The organism is Streptomyces sp. NPDC001292, assembly GCF_042896465.1.
Classification (GTDB): domain Bacteria; phylum Actinomycetota; class Actinomycetes; order Streptomycetales; family Streptomycetaceae; genus Streptomyces.
This window is the reverse complement of record NZ_JBIAXG010000035.1, coordinates 86351-99288: the sequence shown is the minus strand read 5'-3', so window position 1 is coordinate 99288 and position 12938 is coordinate 86351. Positions and strand designations below refer to the sequence as shown.

The window sequence follows — 12938 nt, the reverse complement described above, 5'->3', positions numbered from 1 at the left end:
CGGGAGTCCTCCCGGACGGGGCGGTCGTCGGTGAAGCAGGAAACCCAGCGGGCGACCGCTGGAATCCCCCGCCTTTAGGCGGGGGAGGAAGTCAACCATGAGCAGGTACAACAGACCCACGAGCGATCCACTGCTCACGATCTCCCGGCGGTCGATCATCCCCCGCACCTCTGAGAGGGGGATCCACTCGATGCGGTCGGACTCGTTCATCTCTGTGGGCGGCCCGGCGTAGGTGGCGCCATCCGCGCGGAAGACGTGGTGCTGTGAATCGGTGATGCCGTTGGCCGGCTCGGCGTAGATAAGGGGCTTGATGGGACCAGGGCGCCAGCCCGTCTCTTCCAGGACCTCGCGGGCCGCCGCCTCTTCCGGGGTCTCGCCCTCCTCCACCAGGCCCATGGGCAACTCCCAGGCCCACGAGTCCGTGATGAAGCGGTGCCGCCACATCATCAGAACCTCTTGGCGGTCGTTGACCACGACGGCCACGGCCAAGTGGCGGAGGCGAACGACGTGGTACTCCCACCTGCGTCCATCAGGCTGCTGGACATCGACCAGACACAGATTCACCCACTTGTTCGTGTAGATCTGTCGCTCACCGTGGGTCTTCCACTCCATACCTGCGGCCCCTCTCGATCGGTCTCCAGGATCTCAGACCATCCCGGAGACGGACGCAGGTTCGGCCCTTTTCGCGTCAGCATGACGAGATGGCTCTTGGGCGTGATCGCGTCCTCGCTCAGGATCCGTCACTCACCGGCTTGGTCAGGCTGTCCAGCCGAGCGGGGAGAGAGGTGACTAACCCCACAAATTCTTGATCGGTTGGGATTTTGGGACATTCGTGAGCCAAGCTCCATGTCTGACGACAAGCCCCCACCGCCGTAGGTGGGGCGGTCTGGGCGTGCGCCGAGTCCTGCCGACGCCTGGATGCCGACGCGACGTATGGCGAGGCAGGAACGGAGGACCCACGCACGACGGGTCGCTGGAACGGTCACGCCATGACCGGTCCGAGCAGCCCTTGGGGTGAAGCCGCGGCAACGCGGCCGGGCAACTTCGCCAGCCCGAATCCGACAGGTCATCCTTCGTAGGCGGCAGACGAAGGGTTGCGCATGAGTGCGCCGCAGAACACCCCGCAGTTCCCCGTTCCTCACCAATCCCCGAGGAACAAGAAGACCGATTCCTTGATCGCGGTCCTGATCGCGATCATCATCGGAATTTTCGCGGGCGTCCTCCATCGGACCATGGAGGGTGTGTCGTACTACGAGGCCATTAAGACAGCGGGCGGTACGGCCGTTGGACTAGCGGTTCTCTTCTTCATGATCTTGAGCTACATCTGGCCCTGATCACGGAAACCCATCCGTTGTTTCTTAGCCCCTCCACCGTACGGGGGCGTATCGAGAGCAAGGTCATCACGGAGACCCCGTGAGAGAGCATTGACGAACGTGGATGAGACCCTGGCACCCAGGCTAGGGTCTCTCTACTGGTGTGCCTCGGTATATCCCTGCCGACTCAGCCACGCCTACTGGGTTGTGTCGTCCAACGGCGGAAACTGCCTCGGCCGGCCCGCGACAGCCGTCCGTGAGCCATCAGTTTGGGAAGCTTGGGTGCTTTCAGGGCAGGAACCTTGTTGACCTGCGTGGAAACGATGCCGGTGCCCGATGGCTGCCGGCTTGGCAGGCTAAAGCTGGTGCTCGAACCAACGCCTGCCTTGGGCGATCTCGTAAAGAGTGGGGCGTGTGAGGTTACTTCTTTCCAATCCCTCCTCTGCAATCGTAAGCAAATTGACAGGAAACTCATGGGGATGAGCTAGGATCCTTTTCGCAGTATTCGCATCCATCCTAGATCGGATGAGTTTCCAGCCCTGGGGTGAAATGCCCTTTGAGTGTAGGGCGTCACTGCGCGCGTTCTGATATTTGGCACTACAAATTTCCAGCGCATCTCCCCAATCGCGCCTAGCCGCCATGCGCTTTAGGGCGCGATTCACCAGGAAACCTGAGATAAAGCCGGCATGCTTGCCGCACGCTTGCCGACTATCGATGATTTCTCCCAGCTCCCAAATGGCGTTGGGCCCCATGCGGTGCTCAAGGATAGCCAATAGGCAGCAGGACGCATTTTCGTCGATGGATTTCAGCTCACCCTCACGGATACGAGTTTTCCGCTCGAGGCGGAATAGACCCGTAGGTGCGTTCATCACGCCAACAAACCTTCTGATTTGGGAAAACTCCCAAGGCTCAAGTTGCCGACATAGCTCATTGAGCTCATTTGAAAGATCCACGATCACGTGTCCAGGAGCCCAGCTCAGCAGTGCCGCAGAAACTGCCATCTTATGGCCATCGTGCATGCATGCGCGAAAAGCATCGTGCCACAATGAAGATTGTTCCCGGTGCTTCCAAAGTGCAGCAGCCCGTTCAGACAGCGGAACTCTTCTGTCATTTATGGTTGGATATCCTGAGCAACCCTTCCATGGTGCAGTTGACAGGGCAAGGCGCCAGGCAACCCAAGGGTCACCCATTTCCTCACCGATGAGATTGGCTCGCTCTGTAAGAGATGTGCGGGCTCGTTTCTGGTCATGACAGCGAACCATCAGATCTGAGAGCCGCCTCAATTCCTCCAAAGCAGCAGAATCCCCATCAAAATTCAACTGGGGAACGCTACCGACTTCTTTGTGCAGAACGCGCGGATCATAGAAGCCCGTACGGAAGATGTTACGAGTGAGGTAGGTAAGGTACTCTCCCAAGTTGGAGTTGTTCTGGAACAACGGCGAGTAGCCACGCGCCAACGCGTCTATGAAACGCCGCATCCTCCCCCCAGTGGAAGCGATATCCATCCTGCCAGCCTCGACGCAGCGGACCCACTGAAGGGTAGTTGACGTCTCCTCAAAGAGTGGTAGCAGATCATCCCTTGCCGCCTCGACTAGGCAATTGGCGATGACGCCACGCCGAATCCACTCATCGCGTTCCACGCCAGAGTCTTGGAGGTTATGCAACCACCATTTACTTCTTTCAGAGTTTGGCAACTGCAGCAAGAGGGGGGCAAGCTCATAGACGATTTCGTCGCTAATGGGCTCGGTATAGTGAGCCTTAGCCGCATCTAGTAGGACCGGCAACCCAGAATCCGTAGGAACGAACTCAGCCGATGAAGGAGGCTGGTATACTCCTGCCTTTTGTGCTCTGAGGATTTGCCGCATGCTAAGCATGTCCGTCAAGTGCCCCGCGATTTGGCGCGTGCACTTTGGAGCAGCCGCAGATACGTAATCATTCAGAAGGTAAGCGACGAGAAGTCGGGAGTGTAGCGAGTAGCGATGGCTATCGTCTCCCCAGAGTTCACCGATCCTCTGAGTTAGATCGGCAAGTTCCCCGATGTCATACCAACCGCAAAAGAACCTCGCCACATTCAGCCAATGGGCGTCACGAATCAGCGCCTCGAGTCGCTCCGGCCGGGATCCCGTCACTTCGACAGCATTAGTGTGATAACGGGCTGTCTTGTAGAGATATCTCGCCGCGAAGAACTCGCGTAGCGGCTGAACTTGGAACTCGAATTTTCCTTCAATGCGCTCTACGAGGACGAAGACCCGATTTATTCCCTCTGTGATTTCTTTGATTCGGTCGCTCGGCCCCTCCTTGGCGTCGAGGTACGACCAAATGGTCCGCTTGAGTTCAGCTGACTCAATGTCACCGGCGCCATATTCTCCAGACTTCTCTTGACTTCTAGCATGCAAGAGCCAGCCTAGATAGCCATGAACCTCAAGTAGTACCTCTCGATACTTCCTGACCACGGGGGTTTTATCCGCTTCGCGGTCTAGCAGCGTGTTGATGTACTCATCGTAGAGAGAAGTTCTTTTATCCGGAAGATTCCATCCCCTGGTATGGACGAGCCAGAGCAGAATAGCCAGCTGCATTGGCGTTCGCGCCAGCTCTGCGACGTGTGGTTGCGTAAGGCATCCCGCCAAGGCCCCTCTAAGCTCCGATGCCTGATCGGTCGGCAGGGTGCGGCGACTGATCCAAGAGTTGGCGTACCTCTCGGTTAGATCGACAGTCAAGTCCTCGAGTTTTCCATAAAGGAATACATCACGTGAGAAAGTGGGTGCGCTAGCCAATGAGGAGGGACGCCCCGTGGCCACCACTTGTACATCGGAGCCGAGACTTTCCATGTCCTGCACGAAGGAGCTGACCGTCTTTACAACCTGATCCCGCAGGGAGGGATCAGCTACTTCATCCAGTCCATCGAGCAACAGAAGCGTAGGTGTGCTGGATACGACGGCCACGAGATCGTCATTACTAAAGCGCATTCCGCCGGTCACGAATTGTACGTGATCTGCAATGTACGATTGCAGAGAGGGTGCGCCGGTTCTGGCTTTTGGCTCCTCTGAGCCAAGCCAGGGTGAAATACCCTGCATCCATTTACCCAAATGCCTCAATTCGACGCGCAGCGGCATTCGCAGAGGGCCGTTCACTAGTCGTGCTGGCAGCCGAGCTAGGTCGCTTTCTTTGTTGAGTAGTCGCGCTCGGAGGACCTGCCCAATGAATTGAATAAGCGTAGATTTCCCTTGCCCAGGGCCGGCTTCAATGACCAGGCGGTCAAGTTTCGGAATATCGTGATCAGTCAGTAGCGCGCTTGCCGCTCCTAATGGATACCTGTCCCTTTCCTCGTAGAGTTCCTCCAAGAAGACTTCGTAATCTTCCCCAGGCTCTTCCTCGGTTTCGTGCAGTTGTTCCGCTAGAGCGGCAACTTTATGTGACAGCTGATGGCGGGCGGTTGAGTCGGGGCTAATCGCGAGCGGTACATCCACGAAGGATTCAATGAGAGGCGCATCAACATGAGCTTGCTTAAAGCGGAGGCTTGCTTGCTCATCGTATTGTCGAGACAAGTAAAGCAGTATCGTTGATACTGCAGGATTCCGTGACGTGTAGCTAACATGCTGCGAGGGCGGGGCAGCAGTATTCTTCGTTAGGGTTTCAGTGAGATAGGAGTGCACAGCATCCGGGCCGCGGAAAAGCGTGAACCTGAAGACGAGCGAGGGATGCCTATCAAGTCTTGCGTCCACATCTTCGCGCCACCAAAAAAATGTGGGTAGCGGTAGGTGATTTTTTGCCCACCCCTGAACCCTGTCGCGCAATCCAGAATCTAAATGGCCGCTCGCTGGAACGTTTGAAACAAAAACGAACTCGCGAGCGCCTCTGCCTTTCAGAGCCTGAAGCTTGGGAATCTCACCTTTCAGGTTTTTGGTGACCCACTTGTACAGGTCATCTGCCGTTGGAGTGCCCAGCGGGTTTGGCTCACGAAATTTCACCTGGTAAACGATGGCGTCAATGAAGGTGTTGTCATCGTCAAGGTCCAGGACTACTGAGTCTCGTCCACCGTCGGGTCCAGAAATCGGCAGGCATTGCGCTCGCGGTCGTTCAGCTGTAATGAGCGACTGGACCAAGCGTTGGAACCGCCGGCCGTCAAGGTCTTCATACGGATAGCTTTCGCCCATGCGTTTGATCCCCTCCCCGCACTCCAGGGTCATTGTGCACGACGCGCCTGCTCCGTAGGGGCGGGATGAGTCAAGTTGCGTGGAGGGATGTGGTGCCTGCTGGTTGAACGGGGGCGCGCCGACCCTGGGACGCAATCGGCTGGAGCTGAGGCGGGCGGGCCCAAAGCCCTCGTGGCAGAGGTGCCAGCGTTCGGAGTTGACGGCAGCGCTGACGGCAACGATGGCACGCAGACGCATATGATCGCTAATCTGAACGATCAGAACGTGAGACCGTCGGCTCTCCTCGCGGCGTGGTGCCCGATCCTACGGATCAGAAGGTTGCAGGTTCGAATCCTGCCGAGTGCACACAGGTCAAAGGCCCCGGAGTGATCCGGGGCCTTTGGCGTTTCAGGGGCGTACAGCAGTGAGGTACAGCAACCGCGTCAACCGCTACCGCCCATTGCGTCGGACAGCTTGCCGATCGCGGCGCGCACTTCTTCCTCGCTCGCCTCGGCGTAGACCTCCATCGTCATGGCGATCTGCGAATGGCGGAGGATCCGCTGGGCGACCTTCGGGTGGACCTTGAGGGCGGCCAGGAGCGAGCTGCACGTGTGCCGTGTGTTCCGCAGCGGGATGACCCGGACGCCGGCGCGGCGAGCCCGCAGGGCGAACATGCGGGTGAGGTTGCCCGGCTCGATCGGGGTGCCGTACTTCGTGGTGAAGATCAGGTCCTGGCTGCCCTGCCAAAGTTCCCGCTGCTCGCGCAGGGCGGCCAGCTGGCGAAGGAAGGCGTCCGGGGTGAGATCGTCCAGGCCGGTCAGCGACTCTGACATCTTCACCGCCCCTCTCCGGGGTAATCGGGGCCGTCGCTGGGGTCGTAGCCGGGCGGGAAGGTGCCCGGCGGCGGCTCGGGCAGCGACACGGCCAGCGACGGGCTGACTGCGTTGACGAAGTCGAGGTCGGCGCCGGTGGTGTCGGCGTAGAGGGCGAGTTGGCCCAGCAGGAGCACAGTGCGGGCGAAGTCCTCGCAGTCGGGGCACATGACGGTTTCTCCCTTCATCAGGCATGGCTGGGGTAGGGACCTGGCGTGAAGGCGGTCACGCCGACCGAGGAGGCAGGGAAGGTCAGGCCGTAGCCGGGGCTGTCTTGGACAGCGGCACCGGGGCTGCGGGAGTGCCGGGCAGGGCGGTCCGGAAGGGGGCCAGTTCGGGCAGGTCCGGGGTCAGGTTGGCGTGCCGGTTGCAGGTGTTGACGGCCTGGCGCAGGGAGGTGTGCGGGGCGCGGATGCGGTGCCAGCCGCCGGTGGAGCCCCCGGCGATGGCGAGGCCGCGCAGTTCGGCGGGGATCTGGATGGCGGCCAGGACGGCGTCCGGGGAGATGTCGACAAAGGCCATGTTGGCTGAGGTTTCGTCGTTGACGCGGTGGGCGGTGCGGCCGGTGAGCTGGCGCGGAGCATGGTGATGCCCTTGCCGAGTTCGGAGCCGAAGCGCTGCCCGCAGATTTCGAGGTAGATGCCGGCGGCGCGGCCGAGCTGGGCGAGGCGGACCAGGGCGGTGATGATGCGGTCCCGCCGCTTCTCCTCCTCCTTGCTCGCGAAGAGGGCGAGTTCGGCGACCTCGTCGACCAGGACCACGATCGGAGTCCGGCGCAGGTGTTCGGGCAGGTCCCAGATGTCGGCGGCGATCTCCGCATCCGGCACGGCAGCGGTGATGCGCTGCTCGGCACGGATGATCTGGTACACCTCCTCCATCCGGGCTACGAGGGCGTCGAGGAGTTCGGCGGCGGTGTCGGGGTTGTCGGCGAGGGCGGAGAAGCGGCGGGCCAGCGGGAACAGCTCGACCCCTTGCTTGCAGTCGATGCCGACCAGGGCGACGTCCATTGCGTGGGCAGCGCGGGGCCGGGGCCGCCGACGTCCGTGACTGATCGTTCCCCGGTGGTGGAATCCCGCCCCCCGGACCTGACCGGGCGGCCGAGCGCGCTCGTCGCCGATGGCCTTGTCAGTGGGGGCCCGTACTCTCGCAAGGGATGACGCGGGTGTGGAAGTGCTCGGGGCTGCAGTGGTCGGGGGACGGTCCCGTGCTGGTGTGGGACGGCGGGCGGACGAGCGCGCTGCCGTGGGGGAAACGGGTGGCCTTCGAGGTCGCGGAAGGGGGAGTGCGGACATGCGTGGGAGCGCGGCGGCACGGGTGTCCGGTCCGGGCGGCGGTGCCGGGGCGGAGCGCTGGGGCGCGGTGCGAGGAGTGCGCGCGGCTGGAGCGGGCGCACTCCGTGGCCGCGGACACGATCGCGGACGATCCGCGGCCCTACCACGTATATCTGGCCTGGTTCGGGCCAGGCATGGTCAAGGCGGGGATCACGGCCGTGGAGCGAGGCTCCGCGCGGCTGCTTGAGCAGGGAGCCGTCTGCTTCAGCTGGCTGGGCGCGGGTCCGCTCATGGCGGCGCGCCGCGCCGAGGAGTTGCTGCGCGCCGCGCTCGGGGTCCCGGACCGGATTCCGTACGCCGAGAAGCGCGCCGTACGGTCCGTGCTTCCGGTAACCGAGGAAGAGCGGGCTGCCGAGGTCGGGGAGCTGCACGGGCGGGCGACCGCGCTCGGCGGCTGGCCCGAGTCGCTGGAGCGGGAGCCGTTCCGGCCCGTCGACCACGCCGGGATCTTCGGGCTGACCGGTCTGCCGGCCGCCGTGGGCGAGGTGACCGAGCTCGTCGCGGGCGGGGTGGTGAGCGGTGAGCTGGTCGCGGCCGCCGGGCCCGATCTCCACCTGGCGGCCGATGGCGGGGTCGTCGTGCTGGACACGCGGCTGATGGCCGGCTGGGGGCTGCGGCCTGCCCGGAGCGTGGAATTCACCGTGCCGGTACGGGAGTTGCGGGATCCGGCCGGCGTAGAGAATGGGCTGCAGGACGGGCTGTTCTGAAGCGTGCCGGCCGCAGGTGAAGTCTCGGGACTCAAGGAAACTCCCGGGCCGCTGGGAAGGCTGAGGCGTTTGGGAGGCTTATTGGGAACCCTGAGGCCGATGGGACTCCGAGGCTGCCGGGAACTCCGAAGCTGCGGGGAAGCCGAGGCCGCCGGGGAAGCCGAGGCGGCAGGAGGAAGTACCAGGCTGCCGGGGGCGTCCCGGGTCGCCGCGGCCATCACGCGCCTCCCGGGCGTTTCCTGAGAGCCGCCTGTGGGGTTTCTCAGGGAAATCACAGACGGGTGAAAGTCTGCTCTCAGAGGCTCCCTGAAGGGTGTCCCCATGACCACGACCTCGCCCCAGGGGCGCACCGAACTGCTGAGGCCCGACGGGAGCCCCGTCCGGGTGCTTGTGGTGGACGACGAGCCGTCGATCACGGATCTGCTGTCCATGGCCCTGCGCTACGAGGGCTGGCAGATCCGCAGCGCGCAGGACGGGCAGGGCGCCGTCCGGGCCGTGCGCGAGTTCCGGCCCGACGCCGTCGTCCTGGCCATGACGCTGCCGGACATGGACGGACTCGCCGTCCTGGGCCGGCTGCGCCGCGAACTGCCCGCGGTGCCGGTCCTCTTCCTGACCGCCAGGGACGCCGCGGAGGACCGTGTCGCCGGGCTGACCGCGGGCGGGGACGACTGCGTCACCAAGCCGTTCGGCGTGGAGGAGGTCGTGGCGCGGCTGCGCGGGCTGATCCGGCGCTCGGGTGCCGCCGACCGGCGTTCCGACTCCGTGCTCGTGGTCGGCGACCTCTGCCTGGACGAGGACAGCCACGAGGTGTCGCGGGGAGGGGAGGACATCCACCTCACCGCCACCGAGTTCGAGTTGCTGCGCTTCCTGATGCGCAACCCGCGGCGCGTGCTCAGCAAGGCGCAGATACTCGACCGCGTCTGGTCGTACGACTTCGGCGGGCAGGCCAATGTCGTCGAGCTGTACATCTCCTATCTGCGGCGGAAGATCGACGCCGGCCGTGAACCGATGATCCACACCCGGCGGGGTGCCGGTTACCTGATCAAGCCCGCCGCGTGAGGCGACACCCTCTGCGCCGCTGACGCCCGGCCGCCACCGCCCGCGTCGTCGTAGTACACCCACAGGCGTTCCTATACGGTGTATAGCATGTCGACGACCTCGCCGGAGCAGACCTCCTCCCAGGCCGCCCAGGGCCACCCCCAGCGCTGGCTGATCCTCGGTGTCATCTGCCTCGCCCAGCTCACCGTGCTGCTGGACAACACCGTTCTGAACGTCGCGATCCCGTCCCTCACCCGTGAGTTGCGCGCGGCCACCTCCGACATCCAGTGGATGATCAACGCGTACTCGCTCGTGCAGTCCGGGCTGCTGCTCACCGCGGGCAGCGCCGCCGACCGGTACGGCCGCAAGAAGATGCTGGTGGCGGGGCTGGCCCTGTTCGGCATCGGTTCGCTGGCCGCCGCACTCGCCGACTCCACCGGGCAGCTGATCGCCGCCCGCGCGGGCATGGGCGTCGGTGGCGCGCTGCTGCTGACCACCACGCTCGCCGTGGCGATGCAGATCTTCGCCCCGGCGGAGCACCCCAAGGCCATCGGCATCTGGAGCGCGGTCAACGCCCTGGGATTCGCGATCGGCCCGCTGATCGGCGGCTTCATGCTGAACCACTTCTGGTGGGGCGCGATCTTCCTGATCAACCTGCCGGTCGCCGTGCTGGGCCTGGTCGCGGTCCTCGCCCTGGTCCCCGAGTCCAAGAACCCCCGAGGGGACCGGCCCGACCTGCTCGGCGCGCTGTTGTCCACGATCGGCATGACCTCGCTGGTGTACGCGATCATCTCGGGTCCCGCGCACGGCTGGACGTCGACGCGGGTGCTGGTCACGGCGACGGTGGCGGTGGTGGTGCTGACCCTCTTCGCGTTCTACGAGAGCCGGATCCCGTACCCCATGCTCGACATGAACTTCTTCCGCGACCGCCGCTTCGCGGGCGCGGTCGCCGGTGCGGTGCTGATCACCTTCGGCATGGGCGGCGCGCTCTTCCTGCTCACTCAGCACCTTCAGTTCGTGCTCGGCTACGGCCCCCTGGAGGCCGGTCTGCGCACCGCGCCGCTCGCCCTGTCGGTGGTGGCGCTGAACTTCACCGGACTCGCGGCCCGGTGGACGACGCGGCTGGGCACCCCGGCGGCGATCGGCCTGGGCATGGTGCTGATGTCCGGCGGGCTGGTGTCGATCGCCACGCTCGCCTCCGGCGGGTACGGCGGCACCCTGCTGGGTCTGCTGCTCATCGGCGCGGGCTGCGCGATCGCCAACCCGGCCATGGCCCACGCCATCATGAGCGCGATCCCGCCGGCCAAGGCGGGCGTCGGGGCGGGCATCAACGGCACGCTGGCGGAGTTCGGCAACGGCCTGGGGGTGGCCGTCCTGGGGGCGGTGCTCAACTCCCGGTTCGCGGCGGTGTCCCTGCCGGTGGCCCTGGCCGCGGCGGGGTCGGCCGCGCAGAGGAAGCAGGTGACCGACGCGTTCTCCGCCGGGCTGCAGACCAGTCAGCTGGTGGGAGCGGTGGCCGTGCTGCTCGGTGGCCTGCTGGCCGCCGCGTTGCTCCGCAGGGCTGAGCGGGCAGACTCGGGGGTGGTGGTGGCCCACTAGCTCGGGCGGTTCCGCCCCGCGCGCCTTCGGGCGCCCGGCACGACCGGCGGTTCAGGAATCGAGGAAGGTGCGCCATGGTGAAGGCAGCCCAAGGGGCCAAGGGGGCGGCGCGGACCAGCGTCTGGCTGGAGGGCAAGGCGCGCCGCGGCGGGCGCGGCGGGCAGCCGTCCGGGCTGGACCGGGAGCGGATCACCGAGGTCACGGTGCGGCTGCTGGACGCGGAGGGGCTGGCGAAGTTCTCCATGCGCCGGCTCGCCGCCGAGCTGAACGTGACGGCGATGTCCGTGTACTGGTACGTCGACACCAAGGACGACCTGCTAGAACTCGCCCTCGACGCCGCCTTCGGCGAGCTGCGGCTGCCCGAACCGGACGAGGAGACGGACTGGCGCGACCAGTTGCGCCGGCTCGCCGCCGAGTACCGGGTGCTGCTGGTGCGCCACCCCTGGCTGTCGCCGCTCGCCGGGACGTTCCTCAACATCGGCCCGAACTCGCTCGCCTTCTCGGGCACGGTGCATCGCGTCATCCGCCGTACCGGGCTGCCCGAGGAGCGGCTGACCGGGGCGATCTCCGCGGTCTTCCAGTTCGTGTACGGCTACGGCACGATCGAGGGCCACTTCGTGGCCCGCTGCGCCGAGGCGGGCATGGCCCCGGACGACTACTTCCGGCACGCGATGAGCGCGGCCACCCGGGCCCCGGACGCCACCGAGGTGCTCCGGGAGTCCGCGACCCTCATGGCGGCCCGTGGCGGCGACACGGTCGCGGAGATGCTGGACCGCGACTTCGCCTTCGCGCTGGACCTGCTGGTCGCCGGCATCGAGGCGATGGTCGCCCGCGGCTGACTACTCGTCGCGCGGCGCGAGCCGTGCGGGGAACCCGCCCGTCGACACCGGTCCCCAGCGCCGCGGAGTGATCCGGATGATCGACTTGCCCTGCCTGACCATGGCCTCCCGGTACTCGTCCCAGTCCGGGTGCTCGCCCGCGATGTTGCGGTAGTACTCCACCAGGGGCTCCACGGAGTCCGGCGCGTCGATCACCTCGGCCGTGCCGTCGATCTGCACCCACGGCCCGTTCCACTCGTCGCTCAGCACGACGACGCCGACCCGTTCGTCCCTCTTGGCGTTGCGGGTCTTGGCCCGCTCCGGGTAGGTGGAGACCACGATCCGCCCGGAGCCGTCGACTCCGCAGGTCAGCGGTGAGGCCTGGGGGCTTCCGTCGGCCCGCCGGGTCAGCAGCAGGGCGCGGTGACGGGGCCGTACGAAGTCCAGCAGCTCATCCAGTGAGACGCGGGTGTTGGTCGCGATGTCCGGTGCCATAGCCGCAGCCTAGGCGCTGACCGGGGCCGAAGGCCCTTCGGCGGCTGAGCCCGCCGCGTGTCCTCCGCCCGGCTCGTTCAGGCGAGGGCACCGCTCAGGTCGTCGTGCACGGGCACGTCGCGACGGACCCCGGTGACCTCCAGGACGCGGTACGGGACACCGTCCGGCCTCGCCATCACCCGGAGCCGCACTCCAGGGGGCAGCCCGTGCCGTACGTCCTCGACGAGGCGGGCGCCCTGGGAGTCCATGAAGCGGGTGTGGGTGAGGTCCAGGACCAGCACGTCCAGCCGGCCGGCGCGGGCCGCGGCGAAGGCCAGGACGCCGGCGCGCAGGGCCGGGGCGTTGGACAGGTCGATCTCCGGGGGAAGGACGAGCAGGGCTCGGCCCGGGTGGTCGTGCACCCGGCAGGGGTTCGGGAAGTGGGTCACCGCACTCACCTGGTGGAAGGCAGAGGTCCATCCGGTCTCGAAAGGCCGCTTCCTGACCCGTCCGGGTCCATTCCACCATTCCCGCGCGCCGGTTCACAGGGGCTGAGGCCGACCGTCAACCAGGCGGAACCTCCTGGGAGGGACGAGATAAAGTTCTGTTCGTCCTGTGCTCGCAGTCGGGAATGTGCTGCGGAGCTCTCCTGC

9 protein-coding genes, 3 pseudogenes and 1 riboswitch are annotated in these 12938 nt (G+C 65.3%); of the genes and pseudogenes, 5 read left to right on the top strand and 7 right to left on the bottom strand.

Annotation, left to right across the window (positions count from 1 at the left end; translation table 11 throughout):
- Positions 1-96: 96 nt before the first annotated feature.
- A pseudogene (locus ACFY4A_RS30535) lies at positions 97-612 on the bottom strand (NUDIX hydrolase); the annotation flags it as partial.
- Positions 613-885: 273 nt separating this feature from the next.
- Positions 886-1097, top strand: a riboswitch (cyclic di-AMP (ydaO/yuaA leader).
- Positions 1098-1100: 3 nt separating this feature from the next.
- On the opposite strand from ACFY4A_RS30535, the gene ACFY4A_RS30530 reads away from it, so the two are divergent.
- Complete coding sequence (locus ACFY4A_RS30530; protein ID WP_390832556.1) at positions 1101-1334, top strand: hypothetical protein; 234 nt, start codon at positions 1101-1103, stop codon at positions 1332-1334.
- 335 nt (positions 1335-1669) lie between these two features.
- Here the strand turns inward: ACFY4A_RS30530 and ACFY4A_RS30525 are convergent, their stop codons facing one another.
- The 4 genes and pseudogenes from ACFY4A_RS30525 to ACFY4A_RS30510 all read right to left on the bottom strand — a co-directional run.
- Entirely contained in the window at positions 1670-5467 is a 3798-nt protein-coding gene (locus ACFY4A_RS30525) for an NACHT domain-containing protein (protein WP_390832555.1), read from the bottom strand.
- 422 nt (positions 5468-5889) lie between these two features.
- Positions 5890-6198 (bottom strand): annotated as a pseudogene (locus tag ACFY4A_RS30520) (tyrosine-type recombinase/integrase); the annotation flags it as partial.
- An 83-nt stretch (positions 6199-6281) separates the two neighbouring features.
- Positions 6282-6506, bottom strand: coding sequence for a hypothetical protein (locus ACFY4A_RS30515; protein WP_390832554.1), 225 nt, complete (start codon positions 6504-6506; stop codon positions 6282-6284).
- Positions 6507-6570: 64 nt separating this feature from the next.
- Positions 6571-7325 (bottom strand): annotated as a pseudogene (locus tag ACFY4A_RS30510) (FtsK/SpoIIIE domain-containing protein); the annotation flags it as partial.
- 146 nt (positions 7326-7471) lie between these two features.
- On the opposite strand from ACFY4A_RS30510, the gene ACFY4A_RS30505 reads away from it, so the two are divergent.
- The 4 genes from ACFY4A_RS30505 to ACFY4A_RS30490 all read left to right on the top strand — a co-directional run bounded on the left by ACFY4A_RS30505 (position 7472) and on the right by ACFY4A_RS30490 (position 11832).
- Positions 7472-8356 carry a DUF2797 domain-containing protein gene (locus tag ACFY4A_RS30505; RefSeq protein WP_390832553.1) on the top strand — a complete coding sequence of 295 codons (885 nt, stop codon included), beginning with the start codon at positions 7472-7474 and terminating at the stop codon, positions 8354-8356.
- Positions 8357-8677: 321 nt separating this feature from the next.
- Positions 8678-9415: a response regulator transcription factor gene (locus tag ACFY4A_RS30500; RefSeq protein ID WP_390832552.1), complete on the top strand. Its 738-nt coding sequence runs from the start codon at positions 8678-8680 to the stop codon at positions 9413-9415.
- An 87-nt stretch (positions 9416-9502) separates the two neighbouring features.
- Entirely contained in the window at positions 9503-10993 is a 1491-nt protein-coding gene (locus ACFY4A_RS30495; RefSeq protein WP_390832551.1) for an MFS transporter, read from the top strand.
- A 74-nt stretch (positions 10994-11067) separates the two neighbouring features.
- On the top strand, positions 11068-11832 hold the full coding sequence (locus ACFY4A_RS30490; protein ID WP_390832550.1) for a TetR/AcrR family transcriptional regulator: 765 nt from the start codon (positions 11068-11070) through the stop codon (positions 11830-11832).
- Here the strand turns inward: ACFY4A_RS30490 and ACFY4A_RS30485 are convergent, their stop codons facing one another.
- Both ACFY4A_RS30485 and ACFY4A_RS30480 read right to left on the bottom strand, forming a co-directional pair.
- Complete coding sequence (locus ACFY4A_RS30485) at positions 11833-12306, bottom strand: PPOX class F420-dependent oxidoreductase (protein WP_390832549.1); 474 nt, start codon at positions 12304-12306, stop codon at positions 11833-11835.
- A 77-nt stretch (positions 12307-12383) separates the two neighbouring features.
- Complete coding sequence (locus ACFY4A_RS30480) at positions 12384-12734, bottom strand: STAS domain-containing protein (RefSeq protein WP_390832548.1); 351 nt, start codon at positions 12732-12734, stop codon at positions 12384-12386.
- Positions 12735-12938 lie beyond the last annotated feature (204 nt).

Excerpts from the sequence above, each read along its gene's own strand:
- ACFY4A_RS30530 (WP_390832556.1), top strand. The coding sequence starts at position 1,101 with ATGAGTGCGCCGCAGAACACCCCGCAGTTCCCCGTTCCTCACCAATCC.
- ACFY4A_RS30525 (WP_390832555.1), bottom strand. The coding sequence starts at position 5,467 with ATGGGCGAAAGCTATCCGTATGAAGACCTTGACGGCCGGCGGTTCCAA.
- ACFY4A_RS30515 (WP_390832554.1), bottom strand. The coding sequence starts at position 6,506 with ATGAAGGGAGAAACCGTCATGTGCCCCGACTGCGAGGACTTCGCCCGC.
- ACFY4A_RS30505 (WP_390832553.1), top strand. The coding sequence starts at position 7,472 with ATGACGCGGGTGTGGAAGTGCTCGGGGCTGCAGTGGTCGGGGGACGGT.
- ACFY4A_RS30500 (WP_390832552.1), top strand. The coding sequence starts at position 8,678 with ATGACCACGACCTCGCCCCAGGGGCGCACCGAACTGCTGAGGCCCGAC.
- ACFY4A_RS30495 (WP_390832551.1), top strand. The coding sequence starts at position 9,503 with ATGTCGACGACCTCGCCGGAGCAGACCTCCTCCCAGGCCGCCCAGGGC.
- ACFY4A_RS30490 (WP_390832550.1), top strand. The coding sequence starts at position 11,068 with ATGGTGAAGGCAGCCCAAGGGGCCAAGGGGGCGGCGCGGACCAGCGTC.
- ACFY4A_RS30485 (WP_390832549.1), bottom strand. The coding sequence starts at position 12,306 with ATGGCACCGGACATCGCGACCAACACCCGCGTCTCACTGGATGAGCTG.